The 18,951-nt window shown below is 69.7% G+C and carries 21 protein-coding genes and 2 pseudogenes; 14 read left to right on the top strand and 9 right to left on the bottom strand.

Annotation, left to right across the window (positions count from 1 at the left end; genetic code table 11):
* The first annotated feature begins 62 nt into the window (after positions 1-62).
* Positions 63-2,345 carry a TonB-dependent receptor gene (locus L1Z78_RS19210; protein WP_234637961.1) on the top strand — a complete coding sequence of 761 codons (2,283 nt, stop codon included), beginning with the start codon at positions 63-65 and terminating at the stop codon, positions 2,343-2,345.
* A 137-nt stretch (positions 2,346-2,482) separates the two neighbouring features.
* The gene (locus L1Z78_RS19205) at positions 2,483-2,803 is read left to right on the top strand and encodes an ArsR/SmtB family transcription factor (protein WP_234637960.1); all 321 of its coding nucleotides are present in this window, start codon (positions 2,483-2,485) and stop codon (positions 2,801-2,803) included.
* Between the two features lies 1 nt (position 2,804).
* On the opposite strand, the gene L1Z78_RS19200 is transcribed toward L1Z78_RS19205, so the two are convergent.
* Complete coding sequence (locus tag L1Z78_RS19200; protein WP_234637959.1) at positions 2,805-3,230, bottom strand: DsrE family protein; 426 nt, start codon at positions 3,228-3,230, stop codon at positions 2,805-2,807.
* Positions 3,231-3,404: 174 nt separating this feature from the next.
* On the opposite strand from L1Z78_RS19200, the gene L1Z78_RS19195 reads away from it, so the two are divergent.
* The 11 genes from L1Z78_RS19195 to L1Z78_RS19145 all read left to right on the top strand — a co-directional run bounded on the left by L1Z78_RS19195 (position 3,405) and on the right by L1Z78_RS19145 (position 14,364).
* The gene (locus L1Z78_RS19195; protein WP_418921635.1) at positions 3,405-4,352 is read left to right on the top strand and encodes an MBL fold metallo-hydrolase; all 948 of its coding nucleotides are present in this window, start codon (positions 3,405-3,407) and stop codon (positions 4,350-4,352) included.
* On the top strand, positions 4,349-4,855 hold the full coding sequence (locus L1Z78_RS19190; protein WP_234637958.1) for a hypothetical protein: 507 nt from the start codon (positions 4,349-4,351) through the stop codon (positions 4,853-4,855). The genes L1Z78_RS19195 and L1Z78_RS19190 overlap by 4 nt, the downstream gene beginning before the upstream one ends.
* A 157-nt stretch (positions 4,856-5,012) precedes the next feature.
* Complete coding sequence (gene soxC / locus L1Z78_RS19185) at positions 5,013-6,368, top strand: sulfite dehydrogenase (RefSeq protein WP_234637957.1); 1,356 nt, start codon at positions 5,013-5,015, stop codon at positions 6,366-6,368.
* Complete coding sequence (locus L1Z78_RS19180) at positions 6,352-7,407, top strand: c-type cytochrome (protein ID WP_234637956.1); 1,056 nt, start codon at positions 6,352-6,354, stop codon at positions 7,405-7,407. Before soxC ends, L1Z78_RS19180 begins: the two co-directional genes overlap by 17 nt.
* A 40-nt stretch (positions 7,408-7,447) precedes the next feature.
* Positions 7,448-7,906 (top strand): thiosulfate oxidation carrier protein SoxY, encoded by a 459-nt coding sequence (soxY, locus tag L1Z78_RS19175; RefSeq protein ID WP_234637955.1) that lies wholly within the window; start codon positions 7,448-7,450, stop codon positions 7,904-7,906.
* Between the two features lie 57 nt (positions 7,907-7,963).
* Positions 7,964-8,275, top strand: coding sequence for a thiosulfate oxidation carrier complex protein SoxZ (soxZ, locus tag L1Z78_RS19170; RefSeq protein WP_234637954.1), 312 nt, complete (start codon positions 7,964-7,966; stop codon positions 8,273-8,275).
* Positions 8,276-8,355: 80 nt separating this feature from the next.
* Positions 8,356-9,174, top strand: coding sequence for a sulfur oxidation c-type cytochrome SoxA (gene soxA, locus L1Z78_RS19165; RefSeq protein WP_234637953.1), 819 nt, complete (start codon positions 8,356-8,358; stop codon positions 9,172-9,174).
* A gap of 10 nt (positions 9,175-9,184) precedes the next feature.
* The gene (soxX, locus tag L1Z78_RS19160; RefSeq protein WP_234637952.1) at positions 9,185-9,901 is read left to right on the top strand and encodes a sulfur oxidation c-type cytochrome SoxX; all 717 of its coding nucleotides are present in this window, start codon (positions 9,185-9,187) and stop codon (positions 9,899-9,901) included.
* A complete protein-coding gene (gene soxB, locus L1Z78_RS19155; RefSeq protein WP_234637951.1) occupies positions 9,898-11,622 on the top strand; it encodes a thiosulfohydrolase SoxB in 1,725 nt (574 codons plus the stop codon). The genes soxX and soxB overlap by 4 nt, the downstream gene beginning before the upstream one ends.
* Positions 11,623-11,658: 36 nt before the next feature.
* Positions 11,659-12,777, top strand: a complete 1,119-nt coding sequence (locus L1Z78_RS19150) for a YeeE/YedE family protein (RefSeq protein ID WP_234637950.1) — start codon at positions 11,659-11,661, stop codon at positions 12,775-12,777.
* A gap of 45 nt (positions 12,778-12,822) precedes the next feature.
* Positions 12,823-14,364: a sigma-54 interaction domain-containing protein gene (locus L1Z78_RS19145; RefSeq protein WP_326491951.1), complete on the top strand. Its 1,542-nt coding sequence runs from the start codon at positions 12,823-12,825 to the stop codon at positions 14,362-14,364.
* A 67-nt stretch (positions 14,365-14,431) separates the two neighbouring features.
* Here L1Z78_RS19145 and L1Z78_RS28190 read toward each other — a convergent pair.
* The 7 genes and pseudogenes from L1Z78_RS28190 to L1Z78_RS19120 form a co-directional block, all read right to left on the bottom strand.
* A pseudogene (locus L1Z78_RS28190) lies at positions 14,432-14,512 on the bottom strand (IPTL-CTERM sorting domain-containing protein); the annotation flags it as partial.
* Between the two features lie 29 nt (positions 14,513-14,541).
* Positions 14,542-15,057, bottom strand: a complete 516-nt coding sequence (locus L1Z78_RS19140; RefSeq protein ID WP_234637949.1) for a choice-of-anchor U domain-containing protein — start codon at positions 15,055-15,057, stop codon at positions 14,542-14,544.
* Positions 15,054-15,380: pseudogene (locus L1Z78_RS19135) on the bottom strand (Ig domain-containing protein); the annotation flags it as partial. The pseudogene L1Z78_RS19135 and the gene L1Z78_RS19140, both read right to left, overlap by 4 nt.
* Positions 15,335-15,577 (bottom strand): putative Ig domain-containing protein, encoded by a 243-nt coding sequence (locus L1Z78_RS28185; protein WP_418921712.1) that lies wholly within the window; start codon positions 15,575-15,577, stop codon positions 15,335-15,337. The pseudogene L1Z78_RS19135 and the gene L1Z78_RS28185, both read right to left, overlap by 46 nt.
* 17 nt (positions 15,578-15,594) lie before the next feature.
* Positions 15,595-16,464, bottom strand: coding sequence for a putative Ig domain-containing protein (locus tag L1Z78_RS19130; protein WP_234637947.1), 870 nt, complete (start codon positions 16,462-16,464; stop codon positions 15,595-15,597).
* On the bottom strand, positions 16,461-16,997 hold the full coding sequence (locus tag L1Z78_RS19125; protein WP_234637946.1) for an Ig domain-containing protein: 537 nt from the start codon (positions 16,995-16,997) through the stop codon (positions 16,461-16,463). The genes L1Z78_RS19130 and L1Z78_RS19125 overlap by 4 nt, the downstream gene beginning before the upstream one ends.
* Before the next feature lie 227 nt (positions 16,998-17,224).
* A complete protein-coding gene (locus tag L1Z78_RS19120) occupies positions 17,225-17,686 on the bottom strand; it encodes a hypothetical protein (protein ID WP_234637945.1) in 462 nt (153 codons plus the stop codon).
* Positions 17,687-18,087: 401 nt separating this feature from the next.
* Between L1Z78_RS19120 and L1Z78_RS19115 the strand changes: the two genes are divergently transcribed.
* On the top strand, positions 18,088-18,453 hold the full coding sequence (locus L1Z78_RS19115) for a hypothetical protein (protein ID WP_234637944.1): 366 nt from the start codon (positions 18,088-18,090) through the stop codon (positions 18,451-18,453).
* A 212-nt stretch (positions 18,454-18,665) separates the two neighbouring features.
* Here L1Z78_RS19115 and L1Z78_RS19110 read toward each other — a convergent pair whose 3' ends face one another.
* Positions 18,666-18,896, bottom strand: a complete 231-nt coding sequence (locus L1Z78_RS19110; protein WP_234637943.1) for a hypothetical protein — start codon at positions 18,894-18,896, stop codon at positions 18,666-18,668.
* Positions 18,897-18,951: the final 55 nt, after the last annotated feature.

The raw sequence follows: 18,951 nt of genomic DNA, 5'->3' as shown, positions 1-18,951 counted from the left end.
CCCTTTTTTTTGTCCACGAATGCCAATGCGTCTCATTGGCGTCCATTGAAAGGAAACATCCCATGACCCGGCGTCATTCCCATCCATCGGCCGCGAGCGCTGCACGGCAGGCCGGCCATCCCGGCTTCGACTGGAACCTCACGGCGCTTGCCGTGCACAAGGCCCTGCTGTTCGGCCTGGCCTGCGGCACCCTGGCCATGGCCGCGCAGCCGGCGCTGGCGCAGGCCACGGGCACCAGTGCCAACGCCAACGCCAACGCCGGTGAGCGGCAGCCGCCGGCCCCCGCGGCGCAGGAGGCGGTGACCCTGCCCACCGTCACCGTCAAGGAGGAGGCCGGCCGGGCCGTCTATTCCGGTGGCCAGGTCAGCACCGGCGCCCGCATGGGCTTCCTGGGCGACAAGGACTTCATGGAGACACCGTTCTCCACCATCACCTACACCGACCAGTTCATGGCCGACCAGCAGGCCCGCGACATCAGCGAGGTGATCTCCAAAACGGACCCCACCGTGTTCATGAGCGGCATCGCGGGGGAGAGCAACGAGAGCTACTCCATCCGGGGCCTGCCCTCCAACGTGGGCGACGTGACGGTCAACGGCCTGGCCGGCATGGCCTCCTACTACCGCAGCTCACCCGAGATGTTCGAGCGCGTGGAGGTGCTCAAGGGCCCGTCCGCCCTGCTCAACGGCATGCCGCCCAAGGGCTCGGCGGGTGGGGCCATCAACCTCGTGCCCAAGCGCGCGGGCGACGACCCCCTGGCGCGCCTGACCACCAGCTACCAGTCCCGGTCGCACTTCGGCGGCCATATCGACCTGGGCCGCCGCTTTGGCGAGAACAAGCAGTTCGGCATCCGTTTCAACGGCGTCTACCGTGATGGCGAGACCGCCGTGAACACCCAGGACAAGACCGTGGGCCTGGCCTCCCTGGGGCTGGACTGGCGCGGCACGCGGGCGCGCGTTTCGGCCGACCTGTACCGCAGCAAGGACAGCGCCCGGGGCCTGACCCGGGGCCTGACGCTGGCGCCCGGCCTGGCCGTGCCCCGGCCGCCGAAGCCCGACGTTTCGTGGAACCCGCCCTGGGCCTTCTACGACAGCCGCGACAAGGGCGCCATGGTGCGCGGCGAGATCGACCTGGGCGAGGGGCTGACGGCCTATGCGGCCGCCGGTGTCAGCAAGACCGAGTTCGACTCCAACATGGGTGCAGGCCAGGTCATCAATCCGGCCGGCGATTTCCGCATCAACTTCAGCGGCGTCTCCGACCGCATGGAGCGCAAGTCGGCGGAGACCGGCCTCAAGGGCAAGGCCCGCACGGGCTCGGTGGGCCACCAGTTCGCGCTCAACGCCACCTACTACACCGAGGAATACACGCTCAGCGGCTTCCGCAACCTGCTGCCCAAGGACTGGGTCACCAACATCTACAACCCGGTATGGGGCCCCGAGGCCCTGCGCCCGGCCCACATCCCGGCCCTGACCCGCACGGACACGCGCCTGACCAGCTTCGGCGTGGCCGACACGCTGTCCTTCGCGCAGGACACGGTGCTGCTGACGCTGGGCGTGCGCCGCCAGCAGGTGCTCAACGAAACCTTCAACCCCAACACCGGCGCGCGCACCGGCACCCGCTACAAGGAAAGCGCCACCACGCCCTCCGTGGCGCTGCTGGTCAAGGCCACGGACAAGATGTCCGTCTACGCCAACTACATCGAGGGCCTGAGCCAGGGCGCCATGGCGCCCAACACCGCCGCCAACGCCGGCGAGGTCTTCGCGCCCTACAAGACCCGGCAAAAGGAAGTGGGCGTCAAGTTCGACCTGGGCGACTTCGCCCACACCCTCAGCCTCTATGAGATCGAGCGTCCGAGCAGCTACACCGACCCCGTCACCAACGTCTTCTCGTTCGGCGGCGAGCAGCGCAACCGGGGCGTGGAATGGGGCTTCTTCGGCTCGCCGCTGCGCGGCGTGCGCCTGATGGGCGGCATCGCCTATTCCAACGCCGAAGTGACCCGGGCCATGGTGGCCGCCGAGCAAGGCAAGCAGGCCACGGGCCTGCCCAAGTGGCAGGGCAAGCTCGGCGCGGAGTGGGACGTGCCCGCCCTGCAGGGCCTGACGCTGACGGCCAACGCCACCACCGCGTCGCGGCAGTACCTGAGCGCCGACAACACGCTGTCCATCCCCGGGCGCACCGTGTTCGACCTGGGCGCGCGCTATGTCACGCGCGTCTCGGGCCGCCCCGTGACGCTGCGCGCCGCCGTCACCAACGTGGCCAACAAGGCCTACTGGGCCAAGCCGCACTTCACCAGCCTGGGCCTGGGCGCGCCGCGCACCTTCCTGCTCTCGGCCTCGGTCGATTTCTGATCGATGGCAGGCCCTTTTGACCCGCGTCAACGAGGGCTGACTTCCCGCCGTCCGTCCCCGGGCTATAAACTAGCCCTTCGGGCGGCGGGAAGCCGGCCCCGTTGCCAACCCGCCGTATACGAGGATGACAGACGCTTATGAACAGCCGCAATGACAGCATGGAACTGGGCGACGACAGCGTTTTCGAAAGCGCTGCCGAGCTGTTCCGCGCCATGGCGGCGCCCATGCGGCTGAAGATCATCAGCGCGTTGTGCAACGGCGAGAAGAACGTGACCGAGCTGCTGGCCACCATCTCGACCACGCAGCCCAACATGTCCCAGCACCTGAACACCCTGTACCAGGCCGGCGTGCTGGGCCGCCGCCGCGAGGGCGTGAGCATCTACTACTTCATCGCCAACGACAAGGTGGTGCAGATGTGCCGCAGCATCTGCACGCAGATCGCCATAGAGCAGGGCTGATTCAGGGCTTCAGATAGACGTAGCCTTCCCTGGCCTGCAGGCGTGCCACCTCGGCCACGCCCGAGGGCACGACCTTGGCCTCCATCAGCAGGTTCGATGCCGACAGCTGGCGTGACACCAGCGTGTTGTTGCAGACCTCGAAGCGCACGCCGCGCGCGGCCAGGGCGCTGACCTGGCCGCTGAACTCGCGGCCCTTGCTGTCCTTGGCGTTCTCCAGCATGAAGTCGATGCCCGGGCCGTGGGTCACCACCACGATCCTGGCCGAAGGGTCGGCCGCCAGGTGGTTGCTGATGTTGTTGAGCATGGCGGCCGCCGTCTCCACGCCGGAGTTGACGTGGTAGACCACCTTGATGTCCTGGGCCGACACGGCCGAGGTGCACAGCACGAAAGCCAGGGCCAGCAGCAGGCGGGGAGCAGGTGTGTTCATGGACAGTCCTTTGAAGAATGCGCAGGGGGCAGGGTACACCGCAGGTGCATGAATATCGGTATCGACTTATATTAAGCCTCGCCCCCCGTGCCCGGTGTTGGGGAATGCCTGAGGCCCCGGCGCCCGGCGCGCGCGCACCATGGCAGGCACGACAAGAACAGGAGACTCCCACGCATGCCCCTGCTGCGCAGCTCTTTCATCTGCATGGCCCTGTGGATGGCGGCACTGGTGCCCGCCGCCCTGGCGCAGGCCCCCGCCATGCAGCCCGTGGCCGTGGCGCCGGGCATCCACTACGTTCAGGGCCTGTCGGCGCTGGGCTCGCCGGCCAACCAGAACTTCATCTCCAACGCAGGCTTCGTGGAAACGCCGCATGGCGTGGTCGTCATCGACGCGCTGGGCTCGCCCGCGCTGGCGCGGCGCCTGGCCGCCGCCATCCGCGCCATCACGCCCAAGCCCGTCACCCATGTGCTGCTCACCCACTACCACGCCGACCACATCTACGGCCTGCAGGTCTTCAAGGACATGGGCGCGAAGATCATCGCCCATGAGGGCGGCAAGGCCTACCTGAACTCCGAGACCGCGCGACTGCGCCTGCAGGCCTCGCGCAGCGATCTGGCGCCGTGGATCGATGCGGACACACGCATGGTCCCCGCCGACGAGTGGGTGTCGGGCAAGACCGTGCTGGACATCGACGGCGTGCGCTTCGAGCTGCACCCCATGGGCCCGGCCCACACGCCCGAGGACCTGGCCATCTTCCTGCCCGGGCGGGGCGTGGCCTTCGTGGGCGACATCGTGTTCCGCAACCGCATCCCCTATGTGGGCCAGGCCGATAGCGCGCACTGGATCGCCTCGCTCCAGACCCTGCTGCAACTGCCCATCCAGGTGCTGGTGCCGGGCCATGGCCCGCTGTCCAGGCAGCCGCGCGAGGACATGGCGCTCACGCGCGACTACCTGGTCTACCTGCGCGAATCCATGCGCCTTGCGGCGCGCGATCTGGAGCCCTTCGACGCTGCCTACGCGGCCACCGACTGGTCGCGCTTCGAGCACCTGCCGCTGTTCCAGGCCGCCAACCGCATGAATGCCTACAACACCTATCTGCTCATGGAGCAGGAGGCGCCATGAGCACCGGCCCGGCTTCACCGGAGCGCCGCCGCTGCCTGGGTGTCCTGGCCCTGGGCGCGCTGTCGTCGGGTACGCTGCTGTCCCGGGCGCAGGCACAGGGCAGGGCGCTGTCCGAGGACCTTCCCAGCCCCGACTCGCTGCCCCAGGCGCTGGCCGATGCGCTGGCCCGGCGCGAGCCGCTGGTGCTCATGGCCAGCCTGGCCGGCTGCCCGTTCTGCCATGTGGTGCGCAGCCAGCACCTGTGGCCCCTGCTGCGCGCGGGCGGCGCCGTGGCGCAGATCGATTTCCGCGACGGCCGCAGCCTGCGCGACTGGCAGGGGCGCACGCGGACCCAGGCACAGGTGGTGGCGCAGCTGGGCGTTGGCGTGGCGCCCACGCTGCTGTTCTTCGGCCCCGGCAGCCGGGAGGTGGCTCCCCGCCTCGAAGGCGCATCGATCCCGGATTTCTACGGCGCCTATCTGGACGATCGATTGGCGCAGGCCCGGGCGGCCGTGCGCGCCTGAGGGGCCTGCGGAGACCGGCCTTCCTGCGTGCCTTGCTATCAAGACACGGGTTATTACCAGATGGCAAGCTAACCGACAGCGGCAAGAATCAATACATAAAGATATTCTTATTTACTGATAAATAAGAGCCCAGACAGCCCCACGGGAGCCCCAGCAGATGCACCAGAGCAAGCAAGAGCACGAATGGACGGCGGGCCGCCTGCGCAAGGCGCCGGAGCACTTTGTGCCTGGCCAGGAAGTGGGCACGGTCTTCGCGCAGGCCCGCGCGGGGCGCCGCGACTTCATCCGCGGGGCCTTCGCCGCTGCGGCGGCCGGCGTGGCGGGCGCGGCTTCGGCGGTGGGGGAGGGTGATCCCGCCATCCTCGAGCTGCCCGCGCACAGCAAGGGCCTGGGCCAGCCCGTGGTGACCGACGGCTACGGCAAGCCGTCGAAGTACGAGGCCAACGTGCAGCGCCGCCAGAGCCCGGGGCTGACGCAGACGCGCCAGGCCTCGGTCTCGTTCGCGCCGCTGCAATCGCTGTTCGGCATCGTCACGCCCAGCGGCCTGCACTTCGAGCGCCACCACCAGGGCTGGTGGGACATCGATCCCTCCGGGCACCGGCTCATGGTCAACGGGCTGGTGAAGGCCGCCAAGGTCTTCACCATGGACGAACTCATGCGCCTGCCCTCGGTGTCGCGCTTTCATTTCATCGAATGCGGGGCCAACACCGGCATGGAATGGGGCAACGTGGCCGTGCCTACCGTGCAGTACACGCACGGCATGCTGTCGTGCAGCGAGTTCACGGGCGTGCCCCTGATCACGCTGCTGGAGATGGCCGGCGCCGACCTGAAGAAGGGCCGCTTCGCGCTGGCCGAGGGGGCGGACGGCTCGTCCATGACGCGCACCATCCCCATGGAGCTGATCGAGTCCGGCGAAGTGCTGGTGGCCTATGGCCAGAACGGCGAGATGCTGCGGCCCGAGCAGGGCTACCCGCTGCGCCTGGTCGTGCCTGGCGTGCAGGGTGTCAGCTGGGTCAAGTACCTGCGCCGCATCGAGGTGGGTGACGCGCCCTGGGCGGCCAAGGACGAGGCCATCCACTACGTGGACCTCATGCCCGACGGCCAGCACCGCCAGTACACCAGCATCCAGGAATGCAAGAGCGTGGTGACCACGCCCTCGGGCGGGCAGATGCTGCTGGACAAGGGCTTCTACGACATCAGCGGCCTGGCCTGGTCCGGGCGCGGCAAGGTGCGCCGCGTGGACGTCAGCGTGGACGGCGGGCGCAACTGGCGCACGGCGCGACTCGATGGCCCCGTCCTGTCCAAGTGCCTCACGCGCTTTCACCTGGACTGGGTCTGGGACGGCCAGCCCTGCATCGTGCAAAGCCGCGCCATGGACGAGACCGGCTACGTGCAGCCCACCTACCAGCAACTGCGCGCCGTGCGCGGCACGCGCTCCATCTATCACAACAACGCCATCCAGTCCTGGGCGGTGCATGCCAGCGGGGAGGTGGTCAATGTCCAGCTTTCATGAGGTCCGCGCGGCGGGCCTCGCCGCCGCGTTGCTGTGCTGGGCCCTGGTGCCGGTCCAGGCCGCCGAACGCTTTCCCGGCGTCGGGCGCGACGCCACGCCCCGCGAGGTCGCGGCCTGGGACATCGACGTGCGCCCCGACTTCAAGGGCCTGCCCAAGGGGGCCGGCACGGTGGAAAAGGGCATGGACATCTGGGAGGGCAAGTGCGCCTCCTGCCATGGCGTGTTCGGCGAATCCAACGAAGTCTTCAGCCCGCTGATCGGCGGCACCACGGCCGAGGACATCCGCACCGGCCATGCCGCCCGGCTCAAGGACCCGGCCTTTCCCGGCCGCACCACCTTCATGAAGGTGGCCACCCTGTCCACGCTGTGGGACTACGTGCACCGCGCCATGCCCTGGAACGCGCCCAAGTCCCTGAGTGCCGACGAGGTCTACGCCGTCACCGCCTACATGCTCAACCTGGCCGGCGTCGTGCCGCAGGACTTCACGCTCAGCGACGCCAACATCGCCGAGGTGCAAAAGAAGATGCCCAACCGCAACGGCATGGACACGCGCCACGCACTGTGGCCCGGCAAGGCCTTCGCGGCCGCTGCCCGGCCCGACGTGCAGGCCCGGGCCTGCATGAGCGACTGCGGTCCCGAGCCCCAGGTGCGCTCCGCGCTGCCCGAGCATGCCGGCAACAACCACGGCAACCTGGCCGATCAGAACCGCACCGTGGGCGCCCAGCGCGGCGTGGCCACGGCGGGCGCTGGCGCGAAGCCGGCCGCACCCGCCCCCAAAGCCGGCGCCGCCACCAGCGCCACCGTGCCCCAGGCCCTGCTCGACAGGAACGGCTGCACGGCCTGCCATGGCATGGAGCAGAAGATCGTCGGCCCGGCCCTGGCCGACATCGCGAGGAAGTACGCCGGCCAGGCCGCCTACCTTGGCGAACGCATACGCGCCGGCAGCAGCGGCGTGTGGGGGAACATCCCCATGCCGCCCCAGGCCCTGAGCCCGGAAGATGCCCAGGCCATCGCCCAGTGGCTGGCCGCCAGGCCCTGAACATCCCCGTGCCCCCGAGAACCATCACAAGGAGACAAGCATGACCACCCGAAGACTCGCACTGCAGCAGTCGGCCGCCGTGGCCGCCCTGCTGGCTGCCGCAGGCCTGCTGCCGGCCGCTGCCCAGGCGGCCTACAACAAGGCCGCCTTCGACGCCAAGAACGTGGCCGACGTGCTCAAGGCCCTGGGCGCGGGCGCGCCCGTGGAAAGCAAGGAGGTCACCATCACCGGCCCCGACATCGCCGAGAACGGCGCCGTCGTGCCCCTGGGCGCGGCCACCACGCTGGCCGGCGTGAAAAAGCTGCTGGTGCTGGTCGAGAAGAACCCCAACACCCTGGTGGCGGCCTTCGACGTCAGCGATGCGGTGGAGCCCAACTTCCTCACGCGCGCCAAGCTGGGCCAGTCCTCCGACGTCTATGCCGTGGCCGTCACGGGCGACGGCAAGGCCTTCTATGCCAAGAAGGAAGTCAAGGTCACCCTGGGCGGCTGCGGCGGCTGAGGCCGCGCACCGCAGATCCGCACCCCACCGCCAAGACAGCGATACAAGGAGAACACCATGGCAGATCCGATGCGCATCCGCGCCCAGGCCGCAGGAGAAAAGACCACCGTGCGCGTGCTCATGTCGCACGAAATGGAAACCGGCCAGCGCAAGGACGCGGCCGGCCAGACCATCCCGGCCTGGTTCATCCAGGAGGTCACGGCCTCGCTCAACGGCACCCAGGTGCTGGCCGCCGAATGGGGGCCGGCCGTCTCCAAGAACCCCTTCATGCAGTTCGTCATCAAGGGCGCCAAGGCCGGCGACAAGGTGGCCGTGACCTGGAAGGACAACCGGGGCGACACCCGCACCGACGAAGCCACGGTCAGCTGAGGCGCCGCGGACCGCGCCAGCCGCGCCCACTGCGCCCATGCCGGCACCCCACCGGCCCACGACAAGAACAGGAGGCCCCGATGGACAAGACAAGACACATCGCCGGGATGGCAGGACTGGCGGGTGCCGCCCTGCTGGCCCTGGCCCCGCCCGCGCTGGCGCAGAAAAGCACGGCCGACGGCATTGCCGAGTACCGCGAGATGCTGGCAGACGGCAACCCCGCCGAACTGTTCGAGATGAAGGGCGAGGCGCTGTGGAAGCAAAAGCGCGGCCCCAAGGCCGCGTCGCTGGAGCGCTGCGACCTGGGCAAGGGGCCGGGCGTGGTCAAGGGCGCCTTCGTGGAGCTGCCGCGCCATTTCGCCGACACCGGCCGCGTGCAGGACCTGGAGTCGCGCCTGCTGACCTGCATGGAAAACCTGCAGGGCCTGGATGCGAAGAAGATCGCCGCCACGCCTTTCGGCCGGGACGAGCAAAAGAACATCGAAGGCCTGGTCGCCTGGATCGCCGCCGAATCCCGGGGCATGAAGTTCGACCTGCCCCAGGGCCACGCCAAGGAACGCGCCATGTACGAGGTCGGCAAGCGCATGTTCTTCCTGCGCGCGGGCACGCACGACTTCGCCTGCGCCACCTGCCACGGCGCGGACGACAAGCGCATCCGCCTCCAGGACCTGCCCAACCTCACCAGGAACCCCGGCGCGGGCGCGGGCTTCGGTGCCTGGCCGGCCTACCGCGTGTCCTCGGGCGAGCTGTGGAGCATGCAGCGGCGCCTGAACGACTGCTTTCGCCAGCAGCGCTTTCCCTATCCCGGCTATGCCAGCGACGTGACCATCGCGCTGGGCGTGTACATGGGTGTCAACGGCAAGGGCGCCGAGTCCACCGCGCCCGCCATCAAGCGCTGAGGAGGCCGCCATGCAAAACCGATTCTTCAGTGCCGGCCTGCCCGTGCTCGGTGTGCTCTCGGCCCTGGCCGTGCTCGGCTGCGCCTCGGTGGACGGCAGCGCCGACTTCGACCGCATGACGGCCGAGGTGGTCAAGGCCTCGTTCCGCGACCAGGGCATCGCCACCGTGGACCGCCTCGTGCAGGACCCGGCCAACGCCGCCTGCAGCGCGGCCGACGCGGCCGGCAAGCCCATGGACGCCAGGCTGGCCGCCGAGATCGAGGCCGCCAACCTCAAGACCGTGCAATGGCCGGCCGACGGCCGCCTGGTCGGCGACTGGAAGGAGGGCGAGAAGATCGCCCAGAACGGCCGGGGCATGACCTGGACCGACAAGGCCGCAGGCGCGGGCGGCGCGGCGGGTGCGGCCAATGGCGGCAACTGCTACAACTGCCACCAGATCGCCCCGCAGGAAATCTCCTTCGGCACCCTGGGCCCCAGCCTCTACCAGTACGGCAGGATCCGCGGCATCACCGACCCGAACAGCGCCGAGGCGAAGGCCATCGTCGAATACACCTGGGGCAAGATCTGGAACGCGCGCGCCTACAACGCCTGCTCCCAGATGCCGCGCGCCGGCCACGCGGGCATCCTCACCGAGGCCCAGGTACGCGACGTGGTGGGCCTGCTGGTCGATCCGCAATCCCCCGTCAACCGCCCGCCGACCGCTGAAGGGAAGGCCTCGCCGCGATGAACCTCTCCAAGCGCGAATTCCTGCAGCTGCTGGGCGCCGCCGGCGTGGCCGGCCTGGCCCTGGGGCGCCACGCCGACGCCGATGCGGCCCGTGCCGAAGGCCTGTACGACGCGCCCAGGTTCGGCAACGTCAGCCTGCTGCACATGACCGACTGCCACGCCCAGCTCAAGCCCCTGTACTTCAGGGAACCCGGCGTCAACATCGGCCTGGGCGCCATGAAGGGCCGGCTTCCCCACCTGGTGGGCGAGCAGCTGCTCAAGGCCACGGGCATTCCCGCGGGCAGCGCATCGGCCCATGCCTTCACCTGCCTGGACTTCGAGCAGGCCGCCCGGCGCTACGGCAAGGTCGGCGGCTTTGCCCACCTGGCCACGCTGGTGGCGCGCATGAAGGCCTCGCGCCCCGGGGCGCTGCTGCTGGATGGCGGCGACACCTGGCAGGGCTCGGCCACCGCGCTGTGGACCCGGGGCCAGGACATGGTGGACGCCTGCAAGCTGCTGGGCGTGGACGTCATGACCGGCCACTGGGAGTTCACCCAGGGCATGGAGCGCGTGCAGGAAATCATCGCCCGGGACTTCGCGGGCAAGGTGGACTTCGTGGCCCAGAACGTCAAGACCGCCGACTTCGGCGACCCGGTGTTCAAGCCCTACGTGATCCGCGAGATCAACGGCGTGCCCTGCGCCATCATCGGCCAGGCCTTCCCCTACACCCCCATCGCCAACCCGCGCTACATGGTGGCCGACTGGAGCTTCGGCATCCAGGACGACCACCTCCAGGCCATGGTGGACGAGGCGCGCGCCAAGGGCGCCAAGGTGGTGGTCGTGCTCTCGCACAACGGCATGGACGTGGACCTCAAGATGGCCAGCCGCGTGCGCGGCGTGGACGCCATCCTGGGCGGCCACACGCATGACGGCATGCCCGTGCCCACCCTGGTGGACAACGCCGGCGGCAAGACCATCGTCACCAACGCGGGCTCCAACGGCAAGTTCCTGGGCGTGCTGGACTTCGACGTCAAGGGCGGCAAGGTCAGCGACTTCCGCTACCGCCTGCTGCCCGTGTTCGCCGACCTGCTGCCCGCCGACGCCGCCATGGAGGCGCTGATCGCCAAGGTCCGCGCGCCCTACGAGGCCCGGCTGGCCGAAGTGCTGGCCACCACCGACGGCACGCTCTACCGGCGCGGCAACTTCAACGGCACGGGCGACCAGCTGCTGCTGGACGCCATGATGGCCGTGCAGGACGCGCCCATCGCCTTCTCGCCGGGCTTTCGCTGGGGCACCTCGCTGCTGCCGGGCCAGGCCATCACGCGCGAATGGCTGATGGACATGACCGCCACCACCTACTCCTACGCCACCGTCACCGAGATGAGCGGCGCCACCATCAAGACCGTGCTCGAAGACGTCTGCGACAACCTCTTCAACCCCGACCCCTACTACCAGCAGGGCGGCGACATGGTGCGCGTGGGCGGCCTGCGCTACCGCTGCGACCCCACGGCCGGCGCGGGCAGCCGCATCAGCGACATGCGCCTGAACGGCCAGTTGCTCGACGCCGACCGCAAGTACAAGGTCGCCGGCTGGGCCCCCGTGGCCGAAGAGGCGAAGACCGCCGGCGGCCCGCAGATCTGGGACGTGGTGGAGCCCTGGCTGAAGTCGCAGAAGGTCATCGAGCCGCGCCAGTTGAACGAGCCCGAACTCCTGAATGTGAGGCCCAACCCCGGGCTTGTATGAGCAGACGACAGGGCTGCCGATTCCTAGAATCGGAGCATGACCCCCACTGAATACGACGCCCTGGTACGCACCACGCTGGCCGGCATCTTCGTGCTGGCCGCCATCCTCGGGGCCGTGGTGCGTGCCAGCCGCTTCTGCACCATGGGCGCCATCAGCGACGTGGTCTACCTCGGCGACTGGGGCCGCATGCGCCAGTGGGCCATGGCCATCGGCGTGGCGCTGTGCGGCTTTGCCGTGCTGTCGGCCAGCGGCCTGGTCAACCCGCACCACACGCTCTATGCCTCTACGCAGATGCTGTGGCTGTCCTCCATCACGGGCGGGCTGCTGTTCGGCTTCGGCATGGTGCTGGCCTCGGGCTGCGGCATCAAGAACCTCGTGCGCCTGGGCGAGGGCAACCTCAAGTCCCTGGTCGTGCTGCTGGTCATGGGCCTGGCCGCGCTGATGACGCTCAAGGGCCTCACGGCCGTCTGGCGCGTGCGCCTGCTGGATGCCGTGCAGTGGAACCTGGGCGGCATGGCCTTTCTGCCTGACCTGGCAGCGCGCGCCACGCACTGGGCGCTGCCGGCCCTGCGCCTGGGCCTGGGGCTGGCGCTGGGCGCGCTGGCCCTGGCCTGGGCGCTGCGTGCGGGGCGCTCGCAGCGCGACTGGCGCGGCCTGGCCGGTGGCGCCCTGGTGGGCCTGGCCGTGGTCGCCGCCTGGTGGCTCAGCGGCCACCATGCCGAAGTGGCCGAGCACCCCCAGACCCTGGAGCACATGTATGCCACCACCCAGTCCGGCCGCGCCGAATCGCTGAGCTTCGTCACACCCGTGGCCCAACTGCTCGAATGGCTGATGTACTACAGCGACGCCAACCGCGTGCTCACCTTCGGCGTGGTCGCCGCCCTGGGCGTGCTGGCCGGCGCCCTGGCGCATGCGCTGCTGCGGCGCGAATGGCGCGTGCAGGGCTTTGCCGATGCGCGCGACCTGCTCAACCACCTGGCCGGCGCCGTGCTCATGGGCGTGGGCGGCGTCACCGCCATGGGCTGCACCGTGGGGCAGGGCGTGAGCGCCATCTCCACCCTGCACGTGGCCAGCCTGCCGGCCGTGGCCTGCATCGTGCTGGGCGCCGTGGCCGCGCTGCGCCTGCAGCAGTGGCGCATGGAGCGCATGGCTTGATCGGTGGCGCAAGACGGGTTCGGCCGTTCGGCTAGGATTTGTCCCATGTCCTTTCCGTCCACCCTGGCCCAGCCGCTGCCGCTCGATGCCGAAGGCATCCATGCCCTGGCGGCGCGTTCCATGTTCCAGCTGTTCTCCACCATGAGCCAGGGCATGTTCCTGGCCGACAGGGCGGGGCGCATCGTCTGGGTCAACGAGGGCTACCAGCGCTTCCTGCCCGACCTGGGCGTGGCCTCGGTCGATGACTTCCTGGGCCACATGGTGGAAGAGGTGATTCCCAACACGCGCATGCGCCAGGTGCTGGAGACCGGCGAGCCCGTGCTCATCGACCTGCTCACCAACCGCGCCGGCACCTTCGTGGTCAGCCGCATCCCGCTCAAGGACGACGCGGGCATCGTCATCGGCGCCATCGGCATCGTGCTCTTCGACCAGCCGGAGACCACGCTGCAGCCGCTGATCAGCAAGTTCGCCCTGCTGCAGCGCGACCTGGACGAAGCCCGGCGCGAACTGGCCGCCCAGCGCAGCCGCAGCCTGCGCGTGGCCCACCATGGCGAGCGGCGCGCCAAGTACAGCTTCGCCAGCTTCGTCGGCAGCAGCCCGGCCGCCGTGGAGGTCAAGCGCCAGGCGCGCCGCGCGGCCCAGTCACTCAGCCCCGTGCTGCTGCTGGGCGAGACCGGCACCGGCAAGGAACTGCTGGCCCATGCCATCCACGCGGCCTCCACCCGCGCCAGCGGCCCCTTCGTCACCGTCAACATCGCCGCCGTGCCCGACGCCCTGCTGGAGGCCGAGTTCTTCGGCGTCGCCCCGGGCGCCTACACGGGCGCGGACCGCAAGCCGCGCGACGGAAAATTCAGGCTGGCCGACGGCGGCACGCTCTTTCTCGACGAAATCGGCGACATGCCGATCAGCCTGCAGGCCAAGCTGCTGCGCGCGCTGCAGGAAGGCGAGATCGAACCCCTGGGCTCCAACCAGCTCGTGCGCTTCGACGTGCGCGTGGTGGCCGCCACCTCGCGCGATCTGCCGCGCATGGTGCGCGAAGGGCATTTCCGCGAAGACCTCTTCTACCGCCTGCACGTGCTGCCCATCCGCGTGCCCCCGCTGCGCGAGCGCAGCCGCGACATCCCGGCCCTGGTCGAAGTGCTCTCCGAGGAACTGGCCCTGCGCAACGACATGCCCCCGCCCGAGCTGCTGCCCGACGCCCTGGCCCTGCTGGCCGGCCAGGCCTGGCGCGGCAACATCCGCGAACTGCGCAACGTGCTGGAGCAGGCCGCCATGCGCAGCGAAGACCCCGCCATCGACGCCGCGCTGCTGCGCGAAGTGCTGCGCTCCTCAGGCGTGGAGCCCGCCGCCCCCGCCCCCGGCCCGGAAGCCGCGCCCGCCACCGCGGGCCAGCCCACGGCCGCCCACCTGCTGCGTCCGCTGGCCCAGCAGGTGGCCGAACTGGAGCAGCGCGCCATCGCCGCCGCCCTGGACGCCACGGGCGGCAACAAGCTGGCCACCGCCCGCATGCTGGGCATCTCGCGTGCCACCTTGTATGACCGCATGGGCACGCTGGACGACAGCGGGCAGCGGCTGCATGGCCGGTGATTGCCGGGCGGCCTCGGGGGCAGGGCCTAGAACGCCCTGCCTTCGCGTCGCCGCAACGCCGCCACCCCCCCACACCCCCCAGCAGCGAAGCCAGCGCCAGCAGCGCCCACTCGGACAGCGTCGGGATCGCGGCCGCGCCTGCCGCCACGGGCACGGCCAGGGCCACCGGGTCCACGATCACGCCGTTTTGGCGCCGTCGTCGTCGCCCTGTCCTCCGTCCGTGACGGAGTAGCTCACCTGGTTGGTGGTGGTGTTGATCGTGGCCGCGACCGGGTACCAGCGGGGCGTGGCATTCGGGCTGTACTTCATGAGCACGGCGTTGGCCGGCACGGGCGTGGGATAGGTCAGGGTCACCTGCACCGTGCCTTGCACGTCGCAGCCGCCGGCCGTGAACTCGAACATGCCCTGCGGGAAGGCATGGCCCGAGGGCGGCGCGGTGGCGGCGGTGTCGATGCCCGTGAACTGGTGCTGGGTGAAGGTGCAGTTCTCCCCGCCCGTGAGGGACACCGTCGCGCTGCCCGTGCCCGTGCTGGTCGGTGCGGTGACCACGGTGTTGTGGATGGTGACCGCATAGGCCTGCGCGCTCGAATAGGGCGCGCCAGGCCCCGTGCTGCTGTCGGTGGCGGTGATCGTGAACAGGAAGGGGCCGGCGCTGGTCGGCGTGCCCGTGATCGCCCCGGTGGCCGCATTCAATGCCAGGCCCGCTGGCAGGCTGCCTGATGTGACGGAGTAGGTGTAGGGCGCCACGCCCCGCTGGCGGCCACGGTCTGGTTGTAGGCCTCGCTCAGCTTGCCGTTGGGCAGCGTCGCGGGTGCCAGGGCAACGTCGGGTGCGATGGCCATCGAATAGGCCTGTGAGCTGCTGAACGGCGCGCCCGTCCCCGTGGTGCTGTCTCTCGCGGTGATGGTGAAGTGGTAGGTACTGGCCGTGGTCGGCGTGCCCGAGACAACGCCGGTCGTGCTGTTCAGCGTCAGGCCTGCTGGCAAGGCGCCGGCCGTGACGGTAAAGGAGTAAGGCGTCGTGCCCCGCTGGCGCTGACCGTCTGGCTATAGGCAACGTTCCGGGTCCCTGCGGGCAGGCTGGCGGGTGCCACGCCGAGGGTGGGTGGCGCGATGGTGAACGAATAGGCCCGCGTGCCCGCGAAAAGGTTGGCATCGGTCGCCTGCACCGTGAAGTTGAAGGTGCCCGCAGCCGTGGGCGTGCCCGACAACACGCCGGCCGAGGAAAGGCTCAGGCCCGCGGGCAAGGCGCCAGCGCTGATCGAAAGCTATAGGGCACGGCCGTGCCGCTGGCCGTGAAGGTCAGGCTGTAGGCCGTGCCGATCGCCGGACTGGCAATGCCGCCTTCGGGCGCGACCACCACCGTGGGGGCGCCTACGGTCAGGTTATAGGTGCCGGAGACCATGAAGGGCGCGCCAGCCCCATGGTCGCATCGGTGACCGTGACCGTGAAGGTCACCGTGCCCCCCGGCCGTGGGCGTACCCGACAGTGTTCCCGTGGCGGTGGAGAAGATTAGCCCGGAGGGCATGGAGCCTGAGTTGATCACGATGCCATAGCTGTACGGTCCGTTGCCACCACTCGGCATGAACGACTGGCTGAAGGCGGCCATGGCCGAGCCGGAGAGATTGCTCCCCGAGACCGGATTGGCCGTCATCGCGGGCGCGTTGATGGTCCATGAATAGGCCCGGCTGCCCGAGAAGGGCCCCGTGCCCGTCGAGCTGTCCGTGGCGGTGATGGTGAAGTTGTAGGTGCCCGTGGCGGTGGCCTTGCCCGACAGCGCGCCACCGGACGACAGCGAGACCCCGGGCGGCAGCGAGCCCGACGTGACGGCAAAGGAGTAGGAACTGGTGCCACCACTGGCGGTGAGGGTGCCGCTGACCGCGGCGCCTGCAAGGACGGTACCCAGCGAAGCAGGTGCGACGCTGATCGTCGGGGCATTCACCGTGAGCGTGTAGGCGCGCTGGCCTGTGAAAGGCCCGGTGCCCGTGCTGCTGTCCGTGGCTGTGGCGGTGAAATTGAAGGTGCCGGCGGCCGTGGGCGTGCCCGAAATCACGCCACCGCTGGACAGCGACAGGCCCGCAGGCAGGCTGCTGGCCGTCACCGCATAGCTGTAGGGGCCGTGCCGCCGCTGGCGGTAAGCGTCTGGTTGAAGGATGTGCCCACGGTGGCCGCCGCCAGCGAGGCCGGGCTCATGACGATGGTCGGCGAATTGATGGTCAGCACAAGGTCCTGGCTGGTCACGGAGTCGGAAGGGTTGCCGCTGTCCGTCGCCGTGACCGAGAAAGTGAAGGCGCCCCCCGCCATCGGCGTGCCCGCGAGGGTGCCATTGGTATCCAAGGTCAGGCCCGCAGGGAGCAGGCCCGTTGCCTTCGAATAGACATAGGGGCCGACGCCACCGCTGGCACCGGCCAGCGACTGGCTGTAGGCCGAGGCCACCGTTCCATTGGCAGGGGCGGGCGGTACGTAGGTGATGGCGGCCTGCACCGTGGCCTGATGCACCGCCAGGGCGGACACCACCGCCAGCAGCAGCCGTGCCACCATGCGCGCCAGCGGCGATGCGGGCCTGGGCCTGTGGTCTGCGCCTCCTGGAAGCAGGAACAGCACGGGGAACATGGACACAAGCCAGCTGCGCATCGGAGATCTCCCTGTTTATTGATTTCCGGGGCCGCAATGGGGGCCCCTTGAGGACTGACCAGCCCGCATTGTCCCCGAAGTGCCTCCAAAGCGATGTAGTCTGTTCGGGTGACACGCGCCCGGGCAGATCGCTGCTTTTCCTGGATCTGCCCGCCCATTCCCTTCAGCGTGCACACCCTCCCGCACGCGCTGACGGCGCGCGGGCCCCGGCATCCCCATGCAGCAGCTCAGGTCCGGGCGCCGTCGTCCGGGCTCAGCGCGATCGCCGCCAGGCAGCGGCTTTCGCCACACGGGCCCTGCTGGCTGTCGAGCAGGTACATCTCGCCCCCGAACCTGCGCAGCCGCACCAGGGCGCTGCAAGCCCATGGCGCGGTCCCGCCAAAAGGCATGGCCAGCAAGGCGCGCGAACCCGGCTGGCCACGGTAGGCGCGCCTGGCGCTTTCCTGCAACTCGATCCCCATCACCCAGGCCCAGAACGTGCGCTGCGCGTACCGCCCTCCCTGCAAGGACTGCAACAGCAACAGGCCGCAGCCCCTGGTCCAGCGCCTGCGCGCAGGCGGGCAGGGCCTGCTGCGGGCCCTGCCCGCCTTGTCCGCCCTGCAAAGGGGCACCGCTTGCACGGCCTGTGCCTGCTGGCGGTACAGCGCCACCTGCCAGCCCGGCAGCAGCCCTTGCAGCACGCGCGCCACGTCGGCCGCGCCGGGCTGCGCGGGCAGGCTGGGGGGGCATGTGCATGGCCTGCCAGCGCCGGCGCAGCAGCACGGCCGCACAGCGGCGGCTGCACCACCAGGCGCCATTGGGGTCCAGCGCATCGTGCGGGCCCGGCGCCAGGGGCAACTGCGACCAGTGCGCCGCCCCCGTCGTCGTGAGCGTCTGGTACTGCCAGAACCTGTCAAAGCGCAGGCCGGGCGTGAATCGGTGCGTGGCATGCATGTGCGCTCCTTGCCGCACCGCTCAGGCGCGGGCGGGCGGGGACACGGCAATCGCCGCAAGGCAGCGGCTTTCGCTGCGCTGGCCCAGGATGCCATCCACATGGCACCGCCCCGGGCCCTGCATGCACACCCGCGCCGTATACCCCGCGGACATCGGCATGGGCCAGCCGAACGGCACGGCCAGCAGGGCGCGCGAATACGGCCGCATGCCCGCCGCCGGCGGCGGGCCGACCGGCTTTGCGGCAGGCGGGCAGGGCCGTCGCGCGGCAGGCCGGGTCCGCCCGGGGCGTTTTTTCCTGCAACTCCACCCCCACCACCCAGGCCCAGTAGGTGCGCTGTACCTGCCCGCCGCGCGGGGCCGATTGCAGCAGCAGCAAGGCGCTGCCGCCCTGGTCCAGCGCCTGGGCGCAAGGCTTGACGGGCGCCTGCGCCGCATGGGCGGGCTGCGCCACCTGCCAGCCCGGCAACAGCTCCCCAGGGCCTGCACCACCTCGGCCGCGCCCGGCTGCGCGGGCAGGCCATAGGGCATGCGCATGGCCTGCCAGGGCCGGCGCAACAGCACCGCCGCGCAACGCCGGCTGCACCACCAGGCGCCATGCGGGTCCAGATCATCCCGCGTGCCCGTGGACAGCGGCAGATGCGCCCAGTGCGTGCTGCCAGAGGGCGTGAGCGTCTGGTACTTCCAGAAGGTGTCGAAGCGCAGGCCGGGGTGAAGTGGTGGGTGATGTGCATGGGCTCAGTCACAGGGCCGCTTGTCCTGGCCAGTGGGCGTGATGCCGTCCGGCGTTTTGATGCCGCAGCGGTCACCGATGCGCATGAGTGCCATGCCCAGTGATGTGCGCGGTTCCCTGGTCTTGCCCAGCGCGAGGTCAGAAATCGTCGCTTGACCGCAGCCTGTTTCCCTGGCGATCTGGCTTTGACTGACGCCCTTCGCTGCGAGTTTGGCGAGGTAGTCTTTCCATTGCATAGAACTATGCTATCGAAAAGTCGATGGTAATACAATCGACTTTTCGATATCGGTT

It is taken from the genome of Delftia tsuruhatensis (assembly GCF_903815225.1).
Classification (GTDB): domain Bacteria; phylum Pseudomonadota; class Gammaproteobacteria; order Burkholderiales; family Burkholderiaceae_C; genus Comamonas; species Comamonas tsuruhatensis_A.
This window is presented reverse-complemented; position numbering and strand designations above follow the sequence as displayed.